The 17,707-nt window shown below is 72.7% G+C and carries 15 protein-coding genes; 2 read left to right on the top strand and 13 right to left on the bottom strand.

All coding sequences use genetic code 11. The features are described 5' to 3' along the window. Positions 1-3: 3 nt before the first annotated feature. Genes AB0H83_RS37100 through AB0H83_RS37070 form a run of 7 tightly spaced genes read right to left on the bottom strand, consistent with a single transcriptional unit; the run spans position 4 to position 7,417 of the window. A complete protein-coding gene (locus AB0H83_RS37100) occupies positions 4-792 on the bottom strand; it encodes a 2,3-dihydro-2,3-dihydroxybenzoate dehydrogenase (protein WP_360103441.1) in 789 nt (262 codons plus the stop codon). A 19-nt stretch (positions 793-811) separates the two neighbouring features. Continuing rightward, positions 812-2,035 carry an FAD-dependent monooxygenase gene (locus tag AB0H83_RS37095; protein WP_360103439.1) on the bottom strand — a complete coding sequence of 408 codons (1,224 nt, stop codon included), beginning with the start codon at positions 2,033-2,035 and terminating at the stop codon, positions 812-814. A gap of 22 nt (positions 2,036-2,057) precedes the next feature. Further along, positions 2,058-3,374, bottom strand: a complete 1,317-nt coding sequence (locus AB0H83_RS37090) for an AMP-binding protein (RefSeq protein WP_360103437.1) — start codon at positions 3,372-3,374, stop codon at positions 2,058-2,060. Continuing rightward, positions 3,371-4,165, bottom strand: a complete 795-nt coding sequence (locus AB0H83_RS37085) for an amidohydrolase family protein (protein WP_360103435.1) — start codon at positions 4,163-4,165, stop codon at positions 3,371-3,373. The genes AB0H83_RS37090 and AB0H83_RS37085 overlap by 4 nt, the downstream gene beginning before the upstream one ends. Positions 4,166-4,168: 3 nt before the next feature. Beyond that, complete coding sequence (locus tag AB0H83_RS37080; RefSeq protein WP_360103433.1) at positions 4,169-5,272, bottom strand: 3-dehydroquinate synthase II; 1,104 nt, start codon at positions 5,270-5,272, stop codon at positions 4,169-4,171. Between the two features lie 24 nt (positions 5,273-5,296). After that, a complete protein-coding gene (locus AB0H83_RS37075; RefSeq protein WP_360103431.1) occupies positions 5,297-6,121 on the bottom strand; it encodes a 2-amino-3,7-dideoxy-D-threo-hept-6-ulosonate synthase in 825 nt (274 codons plus the stop codon). A gap of 6 nt (positions 6,122-6,127) precedes the next feature. After that, positions 6,128-7,417 carry an aspartate kinase gene (locus AB0H83_RS37070; protein WP_360103429.1) on the bottom strand — a complete coding sequence of 430 codons (1,290 nt, stop codon included), beginning with the start codon at positions 7,415-7,417 and terminating at the stop codon, positions 6,128-6,130. A 381-nt stretch (positions 7,418-7,798) separates the two neighbouring features. Here AB0H83_RS37070 and AB0H83_RS37065 point away from each other — a divergent pair, with 381 nt between their 5' ends. Further along, positions 7,799-10,051 carry an NAD(P)-binding domain-containing protein gene (locus tag AB0H83_RS37065; protein ID WP_360103427.1) on the top strand — a complete coding sequence of 751 codons (2,253 nt, stop codon included), beginning with the start codon at positions 7,799-7,801 and terminating at the stop codon, positions 10,049-10,051. A 111-nt stretch (positions 10,052-10,162) separates the two neighbouring features. On the opposite strand, the gene AB0H83_RS37060 is transcribed toward AB0H83_RS37065, so the two are convergent. Beyond that, positions 10,163-10,570, bottom strand: coding sequence for a DoxX family protein (locus AB0H83_RS37060; protein WP_360103425.1), 408 nt, complete (start codon positions 10,568-10,570; stop codon positions 10,163-10,165). 310 nt (positions 10,571-10,880) lie between these two features. Between AB0H83_RS37060 and AB0H83_RS37055 the strand changes: the two genes are divergently transcribed. Then, the gene (locus AB0H83_RS37055; protein ID WP_360103423.1) at positions 10,881-12,842 is read left to right on the top strand and encodes an anthranilate synthase family protein; all 1,962 of its coding nucleotides are present in this window, start codon (positions 10,881-10,883) and stop codon (positions 12,840-12,842) included. 119 nt (positions 12,843-12,961) lie between these two features. Here AB0H83_RS37055 and AB0H83_RS37050 read toward each other — a convergent pair whose 3' ends face one another. From AB0H83_RS37050 to AB0H83_RS37030, 5 genes are all read right to left on the bottom strand, one after another. Beyond that, positions 12,962-13,693, bottom strand: coding sequence for a methyltransferase domain-containing protein (locus AB0H83_RS37050; protein WP_360103421.1), 732 nt, complete (start codon positions 13,691-13,693; stop codon positions 12,962-12,964). Between the two features lie 287 nt (positions 13,694-13,980). After that, positions 13,981-14,229: a ferredoxin gene (locus AB0H83_RS37045; protein ID WP_360103419.1), complete on the bottom strand. Its 249-nt coding sequence runs from the start codon at positions 14,227-14,229 to the stop codon at positions 13,981-13,983. Between the two features lie 485 nt (positions 14,230-14,714). Beyond that, positions 14,715-16,160: an MFS transporter gene (locus AB0H83_RS37040; RefSeq protein WP_360103417.1), complete on the bottom strand. Its 1,446-nt coding sequence runs from the start codon at positions 16,158-16,160 to the stop codon at positions 14,715-14,717. Between the two features lie 319 nt (positions 16,161-16,479). Continuing rightward, complete coding sequence (locus AB0H83_RS37035; protein ID WP_360103415.1) at positions 16,480-16,869, bottom strand: VOC family protein; 390 nt, start codon at positions 16,867-16,869, stop codon at positions 16,480-16,482. Positions 16,870-16,871: 2 nt separating this feature from the next. Further along, positions 16,872-17,681, bottom strand: coding sequence for a MarR family transcriptional regulator (locus tag AB0H83_RS37030; RefSeq protein WP_360103413.1), 810 nt, complete (start codon positions 17,679-17,681; stop codon positions 16,872-16,874). Between the last annotated feature and the right edge of the window lie 26 nt (positions 17,682-17,707).

The raw sequence follows: 17,707 nt of genomic DNA, 5'->3' as shown, positions 1-17,707 counted from the left end.
GCGTCACACGTGCAGGGCAGCTCCGCCGTCGACGTAGATGTCGTGCATGGTGATGTGGCCGGCCTGGTCGGACACGAGGAACGCGACCGCATCCGCCACGTCGGACGGCTGGGCGAGCTTCCGCAGGGGGATGCCGACCCGGTACGCGGCCAGGGAACCCTCGACCGCGAACGCCGGATCGGTGTGCTCGCCGAGCATCGTGCGCAGCATCGGCGTGTCGGTCGATCCCGGCGACACGACGTTGCACCGGATGCCATGGCCAGCGAGCTCCAGGCCGAGGCACCGGGTGAACTGGGCGGACGCCGCCTTGGACGCCGCGTAGGCCGCCATGTTGACCCGCGGCACCCCGGCCGCGTTGGACGCCACCGTCACGATCGTCCCGCGCCGGCGGGGGATCATCCTGCGGGCGACGGCCCGGGAGACGTTGAACACGCCGCCGGCGTTGACGGAGAACACCTCGCTCCAGTGCCGGTCCGGCAGCTCGACGATGCTGCCGGTGTGCAGCACACCGGCGGCGTTGACGAGGATGTCCACGGGGCCCTGCTCGTCCTCGACCAGCCGCACGAGTGCATCGACCGCCGCGCTGTCGCTGACGTCGACCGGGTAGCCGCGGGCGGTCAGGCCGTCCGCTTCCAGCTTCGTCACCGCGGTGCCGAGCCGCTCGGTGTTGCGGTCCGCGGCCGCGACCAGCGCGCCGGCCTCCGCCAAGGTGCGGGCGACTGCCGCGCCGATCCCCTGCGCCGCGCCGGTGACCAGCGCGACCTTCGACGCTATGCCGGACAGTTCCATCATGCGCTCCCTTCGGTGGGGCTCAGCCGGGCTCGCGGGCGGCGGCGACCGGCGCGGCGGCAGCGTCGGCGTCGGCGTCGTAGCCGAACAACCAGTCGTTGCTTTCCAGGCCCGACGAGGTCGCCGCGGCGGCGTCACGGTGCCGTTGCTCGGCCCCGTCGGGCAGGTGGAAGACGCGTACGTTGTCGCGCGACTCCTGCTGGATGCGGCTCGTGCGGGGCAGCCGGATCCCCTCGTACCGGCGCAGCGCGGCGCTTAGCGCGGCGCCGTCGCCGGCCGCCGCGCCCGAGTCGGTGAGGCAGCGGGCGAGCGTGACCGCGTCCTCGATCGCCTGGTTGGCGCCCTGGGCCCGGAACGGCAGCATCGGGTGCGCCGCGTCGCCGGCGACGGCGACCCGGCCCACGCTGAGCCGCTGGAGGGCGTCCCGGTCGTGCAGCGCCCACCTGCCGACCGCGTCCGCCGCGTGGATCAGCCGGGTGACGTCCTCGTGCCAGCCCGTGTATGCGGCGGCGAGGTCCCGCACGCTGCCCTGCGCCGACCACGACTCCCCGTGCCGGTGCGGCACCCGCACCGTCGCGCCGAAGCTCACCTGCCGGCCCGCGGACACCGGATAGCAGACGCAGTGCTGGTCCGGCCCGAACCACAGCAGCACCCGCGGCTCGGCGAGCAGGTGCGGCACCCGGGCAGCCGGCACCAGCCCCCGGTAGATCACCTGCCTCGAGTAGCGGGGGTGGTCGCGGACGAGGTGCTCGCGCACGACGGAGTGGATGCCGTCGGCGCCGACGACGAGGTCGGCCTCGACCGTCGTGCCGTCGGACAGCTCCAGTCGCGCGGCGTCTGCGGTCTGGGTGACCGCGACGCACCGCACGCCCAGCCGCACCCGGCCGGTGGGCACCATGGAGAGCAGGCAGCTGTGCAGGTCCGCCCGGTGCACCGTGTAGTAGGGGGCGCCGAACCTGCTCAGGCACGCGTCGCCGAGCGGGGTGCGGTGCAGCGGCGCGCCGTCGTCCCAGCGGCGCATCTCGATCGCCTGCGGCATGACGGCGGCCGCGCGCAGCCCTTTCCCCAGGCCGAGCCGGTGCAGCAGCCTGGTGGCGTTCGGCGCGAGCTGCACCCCGGCGCCCACCTCGGTCAGTCGCGGTGCCTGCTCGTACAGCTGGAAGTCGACACCGGCCCGGTCCAGGGCGGCGCCGAGCGTGAGGCCGGCCAGGCCGGCCCCTACGATGGCCACACTCGTGCGCGGCATGTCTCTCCCGTCCCGGTGCCGGTCAGTAGTACAGCAGCGCCTTGTCCCAGTCCTCGTCGGCGCCGAACAGGCTGCGTGGCTTGACCACGTCGGCCATCGAGGTCAGCACCGTGTGCGGCACGAGCGTGCCCGGTGCCAGGCCGGTGACGTCGCAGTCGACGCCGAGCGTGGCCCGCACCGCCGCCGTGAGCGCCGCCGTGGCGGCGTCGCGGTGCTCGTCGGCCACCTCGATCTGGATGCGCAGCAGCGGCGGTTCGGCCCTGGCCCGCCAGAACAGCACCCCGTGGGCGTCCGGCAGCGAGAAGACCAGCTCCTCGAGGCGGTGCTGGGTGACGGTGGTCGAGCCGACCGGATAGCCGAATGCGGCGCGGCCGTACACGTTGACGGTCGGCAGGCCCCACCCGCAGGCGCAGTCCTGGTAGGAGACCGAGACGTTGTCCTCGAGGTTGTACCGCAGCAGAGGCATGGCTTCGCGGTACAGGGGCGTGACGACCAGCTGCCCGTCGCCTTCGGCGCGCACGGTTCCGGTCGCCGGGTCGTACACCTCGAACACGGCCCGGTCCGCCCACAGGTGCAGCCGCCCGTGCGGGCACTCACCGGCGAGGCTGCCGGTCTCCGTGGAGCCGTACTCCTCCACGACCGGCACCCCCCAGATCCGGCTGATCCGTCGCCGGCGCGCGTCGGTGAGCGGCTCACCGCCGGTGAACAGGGCCCGCAGGTGCGGGAAGTCGGCGTCGGGCCGGTGCCCGGCGGCCGCGGCCGCGGCCGCCCACAGCAGGTACTCCGTGGCGACCGCCCACGTCAGGGTCACGCCCAGGTCGTGCAGGACCCGCACGACGCGGGCGTAGGGCATGGCCAGGGACCGGTTGTCGCCGGGCACGACGGTGGCGCCGCACAGCCGGCCCGCGGCGTGCGCGAGGTGCCCGGTGAGCATCAGCGCGTACGGTGTGCGCACCAGCAACAGGTCGGCGTCGGACATGCCGATCCACTTGCGGGCGAAACGTTCCGCCAGGTCGACCCAGTCCTCCTCGGTGTAGTACGAGGGCGTCGGCCGGCCCGCGGTGCCGCTGGACTCGTGATAGGTCGCCAGGCGCTCCTTCGGCACGGCGAGCAGCCCGAACGGATAGGCGTCGCGCAGGTCCTGCTTCGTGGTCAGCGGCAGCCCGGCGAGCTCCGCACCGGTCGCCGGCAGGGCACCGGAGGCCAGCCGGTCGCGGTAGAACGGCGAGCGGGCGGCCCACGACACCGTCTGCGGCAGCTGCTTGTCCTGCAGCTCTCGCAGGTCCTCCAGGCTGTGCCATTGGCCGAGCTGTGGCAGGGCGGAACTGAAGCTGTTCATGGTTTGGTCTCCCCCAGCAATCGGTGCGCGTTGTCCCAGGCGACCCGGCGCCACTGCTCGGCCGGGATCCGGATGGCGCGGAACTTGGCCAGTTCGACGCTCGGATGCTGCAGCGGGAACTCGGAGCCGAACACCACCCGGTCGGCGCCGAGGTCGCGCAGCGCCGCCTCGGCGACGCAGGTGTAGCCGCCCGACGTCTCCAGCAGGATGTTGGGCTCGCCCTCGATCAGCGCGAGTGCGTACAGGTCGATGTTGCCGATACCGCTGTGGCCGAGCACGAAGTGCACCGTGGGGAACCGGCGGGCCAGCTCGACCAGGTCGGCGACACCGGCGCCGGGCCGGTCGATGCACACCACGTACACCGGGTGGCCGGCCGCGGCGGCGACGTCGACGAGGGCCACGACCCGGGGGTCGGTGAGGCCGGCGCCGTGCACGGCCGGCGAGATCTCCAGGCCCCGGAAGCGGTCGGCGACGTCCCGGTACCGGGCGGGTTCCCGGTGCGGGTTGGCGAAGAAGAACGGCACGAGGCGGCCGTCGGTGCCCTCGCAGGCAGCCTGGACGGCCGCGTTGTCAGCGTCGGTCTCGACGTGCCCACCGAGGACGAGCTGCCGGGCCAGGCGGTCCAGGGCGATGGTGCCGCCGGCGCACACCACCGCGCGTTCCAGCCCGCACTCGTCCAGGGCGGCGAGCAGCCGCTCGCGGGCCCCGGGGCGGGGCACCAGCCGGACGTGGAAGTCCAGGACTGGCTGCCCCGCCACACCGGTCGCCGGCGGCGAATCGGTCGCGGCCACGGGTCACTTCTCGATGCAGAACTCGTCGATCGGGTAGCCGACGTGGCGTTGCTCGACCGGCAGGTAGCCGAGGACCTTCGTGCCGGCGGTCAGGTCGGTGACGTTGAGAACCGTGCCGCCCGGGCCGAGCACCCGCACGTGCCAGTCGTCCTGGACGATGAGGTTGACCTGCACGCCCGAGTCCGACACCGCGTCGATCGCCAGCATCGGCCGGCGTTCGATCTTCACCCGGCCGACCGTCACGACGCGGACCTGGCCCTTGGAGTCCACGGCCAGGACCTTGCCGCCGGCGTCGAGCTCGCTGAGGTACCGGGTGCGTCCCTGGTCTGACAGCGTGTAGGAGTGCAGCGCGCCGGCGTTGACGCGGAACGGACGCGTCGGCATGTACGGCAGCGGGTGGGTCTCGCTGCAGCACAGGATCATCCCGTGGGAGAACGAGCCGACCAGGATGCCCTCGTCGGGGCGGAACTGGGAGCAGGTGTCCACGCAGACCCGGTCGCCGAGGCCGGCCCGCCTGATCGCGGTGATCTCCAGCTCCACCAGGGACAGGTCGTCGGGGCTGCCGGCCGCGGCGGCCTTGAGGTCGGTGGCCTCCCCGACCGCCCGCGGCGCGAGCATCACCCCGTCGGAGCCGTGCTCCAGCACCCCGAAGACGATCTGTGCCTCCTCGACGTCGGCGACCTGCGTGATGATGGACCCGTCGGCGCGGGCGGCGGCCGCGAGCACGATCTCCAGCGGGATCTTGGTCGGGTCGCGGAAGTACAGCACGCTCCAGCGGTCCAGCTGCGCCGCCCGGCACGCCTCCTCGAGGCTGGCCGCGTCGGTGATCTCCACGAACCGGCCGAACTCCACGTCGGGGTGGCGTTCGGCGAGCTCGGCCGGCTCGCCGTGGCGGGCGGGCTCCACGATGACCAGATCGGCGGCGTCCAGCTCGTCGGGCAGGGCGTCGCCCTGCGCGAACAGCACCTTCTTCACCGTCGGGGGAAGTGCCCGCAGGTCGCCCGGATCGGCCGCCACGATGGCGTCGACCCGCTGGTGCACGGCCTCCTCGACGATCGCCGTCCGGGCGCTGCCGGCGCTGCGCACGTCCACCCAGCACATCTTCATGAGTTGGTCTCCTCTTTTTCCGAGTCAGTTGGTGAGCGAAAGCCGGTCGTCGAGCGGCTGCCGGGGCGAGGGCAGCAGCGGGCCGTGCAGGAGCCCGGCGACCGCGGCGGCCATCCGGCCCGGCTGGCTGGCCTGGAACACGTTGCGGCCCATCGCGACACCGGCGGCCCCGCCGCGCAGGGCGTCGGCGACGTGGGCGAGCACCGCCTCGGTCTGCTCCTCCCGCGGTCCACCGGCGACGATCAGCGGGATCGGGCAGCCGCGCACAACCGAGGCCATGGCCTCCGGTGAGCCGGCATAGTCGGTCTTGACGATGTCGGCGCCGAGGTCCGCGGCCAGCGACGCGGCGTGCGCCACCAGGTCCGGGGCCCGCGAGTCACTGATCTTCGGGCCGCGGACGTACACCATGGCCAGCAACGGCACGTTCCAGCGGTCACACTCCCCGGACACCGCGGCCAGGTCGGCGATCTGCCGGGCCTCCTGCTCCGAGCCGAGGTTGACGTGCACGCTGACCGCGTCGGCGCCGAGCCGCACCGCCTCGGCGACGCCGGCCACCAGGTACTTCGCGTTCGGATCCGGTGCGTGCCGGGTGCTGGCGCTCAGGTGCACGATCAGGGACATGTCGGTGAAGCAGCCGGGGTCGACGTGCCGCAGACTGCCCTTGTGCAGCACGACGGCATCCACGCCGGTGCCGGTGAGCTCGGTGACCAGCGCGTTGAGGTCGGCGCAGCCGAGCGGGCCGTCAGCGACGGAATGGTCCAGGGGGACCACGAACAGGCGTCCGTCACCGTGGCGGAACAGACGTCGTACCCGCAGCCGCCGGGCGAAGGAGGCGTTGTTGACGGTCATGGTGTCCTACCTGTCTCGAACCGTGGATACGTGCTCGGAGGTCGGTGCTGTTCGGGGGGCCGCCGGGGCGGGCGGCTCGGCGCGGTCGAGCTGGAAGGCGGTGTGCAGGGCGTCGACGGCGGCGACCGCCAGGTCCTGCGGCACGATGACCGACAGCCGCGCCTGGGACGTGGAGATCCAGCTGGTCGGGATCCGCGCGTCGGCAAGCGCCGCCATGAGCCTTGCCGTGTACTCCGGGCGGCTCAGCAGGCCCATGCCGACGACCGACACCTTGCCGACGTTCTCGTCGAAGTGGACCCCGCCGCCGAAGCCGACCGCCACCTCGTACAGGGCGTCCCTGACCCGGCTGGCCTCGCTGCGGCGGATCGTGAAACCCATCCGGAACTCGTTCTCGTACGGCCCGGACCGGGCGACCAGGTCGACCACCGTGCCCTGCGCCGCGAGCACCTTGAACACCTCGGGCGCGACGTCGTGCCTGCCGCTGCGGCAGTGCACGAGCACCCGGGCGACGTCGGTGTCGTGGGTCACCGCCACCACCGCGCGACGGGTCTCCAGCGACCGGTCCCGCGGCGACTCGGCGATCGTCGTCCCCGGCGACTGCGACAATGCGTTTCTGACCGACACCTCGACCCTTTCCATTGCGGCGAGCTCGACACAGCGGGTGTGCAGGATGCGGGCGCCGGCGAACGCCATCTCCGCCATGACGTCCGGATGCACCCACGGCAGGCACCGGGCGGCGGGCATGATGCGGGGATCGGCGGTGAAGACCCCGTCCACGTCGGTGTAGATCTCGCACGCCGCCCGCAGCTGCGCGGCCAGCGCGACGGCGGTCGTGTCCGAGCCGCCCCGCCCGAGGGTGGCGAGATCTCCGGCGCCGTTGACGCCCTGGAAACCGGCGACGACGGCGACGTGGCGCTCGCGCAGCGCCGCCAGGACCGGGTCCGCCCCGATCCCGGCAATGAGCGCGTCACCGTGCCGTTCAGTGGTACGGATGCCGGCCTGGTGCCCCGTCAGCGACCGTGCCGGCACACCCAGGCCGCGCAACGTCAGCGCCATCAGCGCTGCCGACTCCGCCTCCCCGACGGCCAGCAGCTGGTCCAGCTCCCGCGACGGCTGCGTCGGCCCGACGTCCGCCGCGAGGCGGAGCAGGTCGTCGGTCCGGCCGCCCCGGGCGGAGACGACCACGACCATCGAACGTCCGTCGCGCCACTGCCCGGCGACGCGCAGGGCGGCGTTGCGCACCCGGTCGAGGGTTTCCAGTGAGGTTCCGCCGTATTTCTGCACCAGCACGTCCATGGTCGGTCACCGCCCCGTTTCGAGCCTCGCGCTGAAATCGACAGTAATCGCCGAACATCGATGCACCTACTACTCACGCGAGTGGTGCCGCGCCACCCAGGTATTCACGCCAACACCGTTTGACGGGCGGGGACGCCACCAGTTCACGCGAATACGCGGGAAATCGCGGAAATCAGTGACGCCACCCGGCGGTCGCGACACGGAGACTCTGAGGCGAAAGAGCGTGCCATTCACAATTTGGAAGGCGCTCGCATGCCTATCAGACAACCTCCGGCCAACCACCGCCCGGTGGGGCGCCGCACCGCCGGGCAGGGCTCCACCGGTCAGCGTTCCGTCAACCGGCGTCCCGTCGCCGCTCCCCCGGCGGGACAGCCGCCCGGGATGACCGCCAGGCGCGCGGCCCGGGGCCCGGCGCGGTGGCTCAGCACCCTGCTGCCCGGAGACCCGGCGCCGGGGCGCCTGCTGCGCTTCGCCGTGGTCAACCTGTGCACCGTGGCCGTGCTGCTCCTCGGCGTCTGCGCGATCCTGCTCGCCGAGAGCGGCCACCTGCGGTGGGCGGCCGCGTGCATCCTCGGCTGCTTCTGCATGGACGGCCTAGACGGCGCGCTGGCCCGCAGGTTCGGTGTGGCGAGCCCGTTCGGCGCGCAGATGGACTCCCTCGCCGACCTCTGCGGGTTCGGGGTGGCCACGCCGCTGCTCGCCTACCACTGGCTCGACGGCGCCGCGCCCGACTACGCGACGGCGTCGGCGTGCGCCATGCTGTCCGCCTGCGCGATGATCCGGCTCGCCCGCTTCAACGTCGTGCCGAAGGACGCGCGATGCTTCGCGGGCCTGCCCGCCGCGATGCCGGCGGTCATCCTGGCGCTCGCCATCCTGCTGGACGTCGCGCCGGTCGGCAGCCACCTCGGCATCGTCGCCGGCCTGGCCTTCCTGATGATCACCACGATCCCCTACGCGAAGTTCGGCCCGCTCGCCGCGCTGCCGTGGTGGGTGTGGCTGCCGGCGGTCGCCGCTGCCGCCGTCCGGCCGACGCTCACCTTCGCCGGCGCGATCGGCGCGTATCTCACGTCAGGGCCGGTCCTGGCGGTGCTGCGCAACGCCGCGCGGCCGGTCCCCGCGCAGCAGTGGAGCACGCGCGGAGCCGGCGCGGATGCCTGCGTGCCGACACTGCCGCCGCACGTGCGCATCGCCGTGGTCGGTGCCGGGTTCGCCGGCCTGGGCATGGCGATCCGGCTCAAGCAGGCCGACATCGACGACTTCGTCGTCCTCGAACGCGCCGGCGACGTGGGCGGCACGTGGCGCGACAGCATCTATCCCGGCGCCGCCAGCGACGTGCCGTCCAACCTCTACTCGTACTCGTTCGCGCCGGACCCGCACTGGACCAGGACGTTCCCGTCGCAGCCGGAGATCCAGGCGTACCTGCTCCGCTGCGCCACCCAGTTCGGCCTGGACCCGCACCTGCGCGCCGGGCACGAGATGCTCGAGGCGCGGTGGAGCGACGAGTCCGCCCGCTGGACGGTCACCACCTCGCGGGGCACGGTGACCGCGGACGTGCTGGTGGTCGCCACCGGCCCGCTGAGCAAGCCGGCCGTCCCGTACCTGCCCGGGCTGGAACAGTTCGCCGGCGCCGCCTTCCACTCCGCGGCCTGGGACCATTCCTACGACCTGCACGGCAAGCGGGTCGCGGTGATCGGCACGGGCGCGTCGGCGGTGCAGTTCATCCCGGAGATCCAGCCGGAGGTGGCGCAGCTGTACGTCTTCCAGCGCACCCCTCCGTGGGTCATCCCCCGCTGGGACCGCCACAAGAGCCCCGTCGAGCAGGGCGTCTTCCGCGCGCTGCCGTTCGTGCAGCGCCTGGCCCGCACGGCGGTCTACCTGTGGCGGGAGACGCTCATCCTCGGCCTCACGTTCGACCAGCGGATGCTCAAGCCCGCGGAGTGGCTGGCCCGGCGGCACCTGCGCCGGCAGGTCGAGAACCCACAGCTGCGGGCGGCGCTCACCCCGGACTACCGGCTCGGCTGCAAGCGGGTGGTGCTCTCCAACTCCTACTATCCGGCGATCACCCAGCCGAACACCGAGCTGGTGCGCAGCCCGATCCTGGAGGTGCGGCGCGACTCGATCGTCTGCGCCGACGGCACGCGACGGCCGGTCGACGCGATCATCTTCAGCACCGGCTACGAGTCGGCGAACATGCCGGTCGCCGCCCGGCTGCGCGGCCGCGACGGCCGGCTGCTCGCCGACGCGTGGAGCGACGGGGCGCAGGCGTACCTGGGCACCGCCGTGACCGGTTACCCCAACCTGTTCATGCTGCTCGGCCCCAACAGCGTGTCCGGGCAGAACTCGTCGCTGCTGACGATGGAGGCGCAGGTGGACTACGTCATCGACGCGGTGCGGTTCATGCAGCGGGCGGGTGTGCCGACGGTGGAGGTCCGCGCCGACGCGCAGACGTCCTTCGTCTCGGAGGTGCAGCGCAAGAGCATCGGCACCGTCTGGGTGTCCGGCTGCCGCAGCTGGTACCTCGACGCCCGCGGCCGCAACACCACGCTGTGGCCCGGCCTGACCCGCACGTTCCGCCGGCGGACCCGCCGGTTCGACCGCGAGAACTACGTGCTGGGCGGCGGCGCCCCGCACTGAGGGGCGGTGCACACGGCCCCGGAGGCGGATCGACCGCTTCCGGGGCCGTGTGCACCGCCCATGAAGAAGACCTCCACCGGCCGGGGACCGGTGGAGGTCGAGGATCACGGGTCAGCGTCTGAACCGGCTGAGCAGCGCCTTGGTCTGCGGCCAGCGACGCCACGCGATGATGGCGACGATGACCAGCCAGGCCAGCGGCGCCCACGACTCGTCGATGAGCACCACGTTGGTGTACAGGGCCCCCACCATCAGCAGCGCCAGACCCGTCGCGGCGAGCCCTGACAGTTTCGGGATCAGAATGCCGATCCCGCCGAAGATCTCGACCACCCCGACGAAGTAGCGAAGCCAGTGGCCCGCACCGATGTGGTCGAACAGGTCCACCATCCGCTGCAACCCGCCGAGCTTCGCCAGGCCGCCGACGATGAAGTCGACACCGACCACGACCTGCATCACCCACAGCACCCTGTTGCCGATACGGCTCCGGGTCGTGGTCTGCTCGACGGCGACGTCGTTGCTCATGCTGCCCACCTCCTCTCCCGAGAGACATCACCGCAGGTCCAGCCAGCACGAGGTGGTCGAATCGCGGCTCGACATCGATTGACGCCAGTCCGACCGTAATCGCGACCCTCCGCTTTGCCCACTACTCGGGCGGGTAGTGCCGCGACTTGCAGGTGTTTGCGCCAATGGCACCGGGCCGCATCATCGCGTTTCCACGTGATACCCCGGTCTGCCGTCGTCGGGGATTCTGGACATCGTCCTGCCCGTGACACCTCCGCAGCTCGAAAAGCACATCCGATGCCACGCGAAAGGGCGAGACATGGTCGGGGAAATGCCAGGCTCGGCCGATTTCATGGGCTATCTGACCGGCCTCGGCGGACGCGGGCAGGCTTTCGCCCTGCTCCATCGACCGCATTCCGGGCCGCAACCGCAGATCGAGGTGCTGGCCGGCGCCGTCCGCACGGTCGGCCGCCTCGCCGACCTGCCACTGCCGGACGTGCGGTCCGCACCGGACGGGCCCGGCCAGGACCTGCTCGTCGCGGTGCCGTACCGGCAGATCACCGAGCGCGGGTTCGACTGCCGCGACGACGCCGCGCCGCTGCTCGCCATGCAGATCCGGCAGCGCGCCGCGCTGAGCCTGCCGCAGGCGCTCGCGGCGCTGCCGGACGAGGACGTCCACCTGTCCGGCGCGGGCTTCGACATCGACGACGCGACGTACGCCGCGATCGTGCGGCAGGTGATGCGTGAGGAGATCGCGCAGGGTTCCGGGTCCAACTTCGTGATCCGGCGGTCCTTCGTCGCGCAGATCGACGACTTCGGCGTGCGCAAGGAGCTCAGCATCTTCCGGCGCCTGCTGACCGGCGAGCTCGGCGCGTACTGGACGTTCCTGTTCCACACCGGCGCCGGCACCTTCATCGGCGCCTCACCGGAGCGCCACGTCAGCCTGGCCGGCGGCACGGTCGTGATGAACCCGATCAGCGGCACCTACCGGCACCCGCCCGGCGGTCCCGACCCGGCCGGCCTGCTGGGCTTCCTCGACGACGCGAAGGAGGCGAACGAGCTGTACATGGTCGTCGACGAGGAGCTCAAGATGATGGCCCGCATGTGCTCCCGGGGCGGCGGGCGGGTGCACGGCCCGTTCCTCAAGCAGATGGCGCGGCTCACCCACACCGAGTACCTGCTCAGCGGCGACTGCGACCTCGACGTGCGCGACGTGCTGTCCGAGACCCTGCTCGCGCCGACCGTGACGGGCAGTCCCCTGCAGAACGCGTTCCGGGTCATCAGCCGGCACGAACGCACCGGGCGCCGGTACTACGGCGGCGTGCTCGCCGTCATCGGGCACGACGCGGACGGCGGGCGCACCCTCGACTCGTCCATCATGATCCGTACGGCGGAGCTCGACCCCGGCGGCAGGCTCGGCATCGGCGTCGGCGCCACGCTCGTGCGCGACTCCGACCCCGAATCCGAGGTGGCCGAGACCCACGCCAAGGTCGCCGGCATGCTGCAGGCGCTCGGGCTCTCCCAGGACGCGCGTGGTACGCACCTACAGCCCGCCGCGCACCCCGAGCCCGTCGCGCGCGCCGGCCGCGACGCGCCGACGGCGGACCCGCGGGTGCGGCGGGCGCTGGCCGAGCGCAACACGACCCTGTCGCGCTTCTGGCTCGACGGTGCGGGCTCGACGGCGCCGGAGCCGGCGCTGCTCGGCAGGAGCGTCCTCGTCGTGGACGGTGAGGACACCTTCACCGCGATGCTCGGCCACCAGCTGCGCGCGCTCGGGCTGCGGACCACGATCGCGCGGCACGACGACCCGCTGGAGCCTGCGGCGCACGAGCTCGTCGTGGTCGGCCCGGGGCCGGGCGACCCGCGCGACACGACCGACCCGCGGATCGGCGCGCTGCACGCGCTCACCCGCGAGCTGCTCGACGGCGACGTCCCGTTCCTGTCCATCTGCCTGGGTCATCAGATCCTCGCCGCCGAGCTGGGCTTCGAGGTCGTCCGCCGGGCCCGGCCCAACCAGGGGGTCCAACGGTCGATCGACCTGTTCGGCGTCGTGCAGCAGGTCGGTTTCTACAACAGTTTCAGTGCGGTCGCCGCCGAGGACGTCGTAGCCTGCGCGTCCCTGCCGGAGATCGTCCGGGCCAGCCGGGACCGGGACTCGGGCGAGGTACACGCGTTGCGTGGACCGGGTTTCCGCTCGGTGCAGTTCCATCCGGAGTCAGTGCTGACCCAGCACGGACCGCAGATCCTCAGCGAGATGCTGCACGCGCTGATCCCGGTGGCCGTCAGCGGGTGACCCGCGGGGTCTCTCCCCCGTTGCCCCGCGCAGTTCCCGCCGCCGCGGCCACAAAGGCGCCGGCCCTCCCAGTGCGACCGCACCGGGAGGGCCGGCGTCGTGCGCCCGGCGGCGCCGGGTCAGGGGTTCGCCCGGCCGTGACCGGTGCGCAACGCCTCGACGGCGGTCGTCTCACCGGCGTGCGGCCGCATCGGGTGGCTGGCCGTGTACACGTACGCCGGCGGGAAGTACGACCAGTGCACCTGCCCGGTCATGACCTCCTGGAAGCCGGTGTGGACCAGCCGGTGGAAGTGCCGCGCCGGCGGCGACCAGACCGCGTGCAGGTACGCGTACGCCGTCAGCCTGCCGTCGGGTGCCAGGCAGGACCGGAACGTCTCCACGAACCGGCGCTGCAGCGCGTGGGAGAACAGCCCGTGCGGCAGGCCGCTGACGATCACGTCGGCATGGGCCAGCCCTCGCTCGTCGAGGATCCGCCGCAGCTGGACCGCGTCGCCGTCGGCGACCTCGACGTCGGGGAACCGCCTGCGCAGTTGGGCGGCGAACCGTTCGTTGAGCTCGACGGCGAGGTGGCGGCCCCGTCCCGCGAGCCGGCGCTGGATCTCCAGTGTGAACGGTCCGGTGCCAGGGCCGAGCTCCACGACCACCGGGTCGCCGTGCGCGGGCACCGCCGCCGCCATGTTCCTCGCGACCGGTGGCGGGCTCGGCATGATCGCCGCGGTCCGCAGCGGGTGCCGCAGGAACTCGCGCAGGAAGATGGCCCGCTCGCCGCTCATGACGTACCGCCCGGCAGGGCGGAGGGCCGACGCGAAGACCGTCGCGGATTCGACACCGTTGATTCTCCGTCCACTCATTCGTACGTCGCCGATCGGCGCGTCGCCGTGATGGTTACGGCCGCCGCATTGCGGCACCCAGCAGGAAACAATTCGATTTTATCGATGCCGAACCGGCCGGGAAACTACTCGACTTCGTCATCCACCACTACCCGAACGGGCACTGACCTGGTGTTTTGACCCGCCGCGCCGGGTAGCACGCCAGCCGGTCCCGGGGTTGGGCGCGATGCCGGGCGTCCCGGCGAATACGCGCCCGGAAATGCGAAATCCCGCGGCGTCCGGCGCCGCGGGATTTCGCTGTGACGCGGCTATGCCGGCGGCGCTGCGGGCGCCTCGCCGGCAGCGTCGGCGAACGGCACCGGCGCGGCGTCGCTCAGGGTGATGGCGCCCTTGGGGCAGGACCCGACCGCGTCGAGGACCGCGTCGCGGTGCTGCTCCTGGGGTGCCGGCTGCAGCAGCATGACGGTCCGGTCCTCCCGCTGGGCGAAGACCTCCGGCGCCGCGAGCGCGCACTGACCTGCGCCGCAGCACAGGTCCTCGTCGACGGTGACGTGCATGTGGAACTCCCTTTCGGTTTCTGTTCGGATTGGCGGGCGGCCGGGTCTCCCCCAGCACGACGCCGGCATCTCCGCGCCGGTGCGGCGGTGGCGGCGCCGCGGCAGGGCAGCAGCGAGGTGGTGCGGTGATGGCGGCGGTGCGGTGGTGGTAGTGCGACAGCGAGGTGGTGCGGCGCCGGCGGCCGGCGCAGCGAGCGCAGCGAGCGCAGCGAGCGCAGCGAGCGCAGCGAGCGCAGCGAGCGCAGCGAGCGCCGGGAGCGCAGCGAGCGCAGCGAGCGCAGCGAGCGCAGCGAGCGCAGCGAGCGCCGGGAGCGCAGCGAGCGCCGGGAGCGCCGTCGGGCACGAACGGCCGCGCCGGCGGCCCGGGCCCGGGTCACCGCGGCAACCGGCCCGGCGTCCCCGCCGCCCCGGGCCGGTTGCCGCGGGCGGCGGTGCCGGCGCTCCCGGTCGGTCGCCGCGGACCGCGCGCCGACGGCCCTGGCCGGTCAGCCGCGGGCGGCGGTGCCGGCGGCCGGCTGCGCGGCCGTCACGTCCGGCTGCTTGGTGGGCGTCCGCGTCCACATGACGGCGGCGATCGACAGGGCGCTGAACACCGCCGCCATGACCACCGAAGCCTGCATGCCGGCGCGCTCGTAGGAGAACGCCGCCCACACCGCCGTGGCGAGCGCCGGTCCGAGCGCGAAGCCCAGGGTCCGGGACAGGTTCGTCGAGGAGCCGGTCGTCGCCAGCAACGGTGCCGGCGCGTTGGTCATCGCCATGGCCATGTTGGGCGCGTTGAAGAGCCCGTTGCCGGCGCCGGCGAGGAACAGCCGCCACGCGAGGTCGCCCACTCCCCACGAGCCGTCCATCGGCAGCAGCAGCGCCAGTCCGGCGGTGAACAGCACCGTGCCGAGCACGGCGACCCGGCGCGCGCCCCACCAGTCGCCGAGCATGCCGCCGATCGGTCCGGTGATGGCCATGCCGGCCGGGAACAGCAGGACGGTCGCACCGACGGCGGACGCCGACACGCCGAGCTCCCGCTGCATGAAGAACGGCGTGATGAAGAAGACGGTGCCGATGGCGGTCGCGGCGGCGAGCAGCGCCAGGTGCGGCCCGGCCTCGCCGGGCGACCGCAGCAGGCCCCGCACGGCGCGGCTGACGGGCATGCGGAGCCAGATGACGAGCAGCCCCACGGCGACGAGCCCCAGCAGCAGCCACGCCGGGCCCTCACTCGCGGCGAAGGACAGGGCGAGCAACAACGCGGCGACGGCGGCGCTGAGCAGGAGCGCCTCGGTGAACCATGCGCGGTCCGGGGCCCGCAACGGCTTGCCGGCCTGCAGGGTGCGCAGGCCGACGGCCATGACGACCACGCTGACGGGGACGTTGACGAAGAAGATCCAGGCCCAGCCCAGGCCGTCGACGATCACGCCGCCGAGCCCGGGCCCGCTGATGAGCCCGAGCGGGCCGAGGGTCGTGATCAGTCCCATCGCCCGGCCGCGGGCCTTCGGCTGGACGGCCGTCGTGGCCAGGGCCGGTACGAGCGAGAACAGCAGCGCGCCGAAGGTGCCCTGCAGCAACCGCGCGGCGATCAGCCAGATCAGGTTGGGCGAGAGGCCGGCGGCGAGGCTGGCGAGCGCGAAGCCGCCGAGTGAGAACAGGAGGGCCGGCCGGCGCCCGACGGTGTCGAGCCAGCGACCGCTCGGCAGGGCCAGGCCGGCGAGCGGCAGCAGGTAGGCCAGCACGACCCACTCGGTCATGCTGGTGCCGATCTTCAGGTCGTGCTCGATCGCAGGCAGCGCGACGTTGACGATGCTCATGTCGACGGATGCCATGAAGACCGCCAGCGCGGCGGCGATCACGAGCCACCATTGGTTCTTCTGCGGACCGCCCTGCGGCGCGGCCGCGTCGCCCGGAGGCGCGGGACGCTCGCGGCGGTCGGTTTCCTCGGCCATGGCAACGATCTCCCTGGTGGTAACAGGCCTGAGCCCGGCTTGCTGCAACGATCCGACGGGTTGTCCGGGACGCGTTCGCCAACTCACGGCCGGTCGGCACGCCGATGCCGGCGACAGCGCGAAGTGGCGCAGCCCACACCATCACAATACATCAAATCAGTTCGTTCCATCAAAGCTGTTTGGTCGAATTTCTGGTGGCGCCCGGATCACCCACGCGCCAGGCACGACAAAGGCGGCGACGACCGACCACGTGCCGGTCACCGCCGCCTTCCCTGCGGGAGCCGCGGCCCGCGAGGCCGCCGGGCGCCCGTGGTCTGCGTCAGCCTGCGGGCTCGAACAACTCCACAACATTGCCGGCGGGATCCTCCAGCAGAATCTGCTTGCCGCCGGGGCCGCTGACGATGTCGTTGCGGAACGTGAGGCCCGCCGCGCGCAGCCGGTCCACCTCGGCGGCGATGTCCTCGACGGGCAGGTGGATCCTGTTCCACCCGCCGGGCACCGGCTTCGCACCGTCCGGCATCGGGCGGCCGGCGGAGCTGCTCGGCCCGCTCAGCAGCAGCCGCAGCTTGCCCCGCAGGACGTCGGCGAAGGCGGGGGCCGCGCTCATCCTGAGGCGGAACCCCAGATGTTTCGTATAGAACTCGATCGCGGCTTCCACGTCGTCGACCATGTACCGGACGTGCACCATGTCGGTGAAGTCCTCAGCCATTGCTACTTCCTCTCTGGGCCTGCCGCGACCTCGTCGATCGCGTGCAACAGGAATTCGATGCGGGTCCTCAGCTCGTCGGCGGTGCGCACGAACTGCGGGTAGCCGGCCTCGCCCGGCGCCGCGGCGGCCGCCGGATCGGCCATGCTCCAGTGCACGACGGCGGGCGATCCGGGAAACTGCGGGCACACCTCCCGCACGCGGTCGCACAGGCTGATCACGTAGTCGAAGCGCTGGCCCGCGAAGATGTCCAGGTGCTTGGAGTGGCGACCGCCGATGTCGATGCCGCGCTCACGCATGGCCCGCACGGCGTCGGGGTGCAGCGGCTTGGGGTGGCTGCCGGCGCTGGCCGCCTCGACGCGGGCCCCGCCCAGCCGCTCCAGCAGCGCCTCGGCCATCTGGGACCGGGCGCTGTTTCCGGTGCACAGGAACAGCACCCGCACCGGTGAGCCGGTCCCGCGCCGCAGCGGGCCGGGCGACGGCGTCAGCCCGGGCGGGACGAGGCGCAGCCCCGGGTGCAGCCCGACACCCGCCACGGCGAGCTGCTCGCGGCACGCCGCCAGGTCCAGGCTGTAATAGGTGTCGCGCCCGTCCGCCGAGCTGCGCCGCGTCGTCACCAGCCCGCCCTCACGCAGCTGGCCGAGGTGGTAGGAGGTCAGGCTCTGCCGCTGACCGGTGAGCTCCACCAGCTCACGCACCTGCCGGTCGCTGCGCGCCAGCTCGCTGAGCAGCTGCCACCGCACGGGGTGGCTCGTCAGGCGCAGGACGCCGGGCGGTGCGGCCGCCACGGCCGAGGGGGTCGTCGTCACTGCCACAACGCCAGACTACATCAAACTGGTTA

Origin of the sequence: Dactylosporangium sp. NPDC050688, from assembly GCF_040654515.1 — a bacterium.
In the GTDB taxonomy this organism is placed as follows: Bacteria; Actinomycetota; Actinomycetes; order Mycobacteriales; family Micromonosporaceae; genus Dactylosporangium.
Note: the sequence above shows the minus strand (reverse complement) of the source record. Positions and strands in the feature narration are given on the sequence as shown.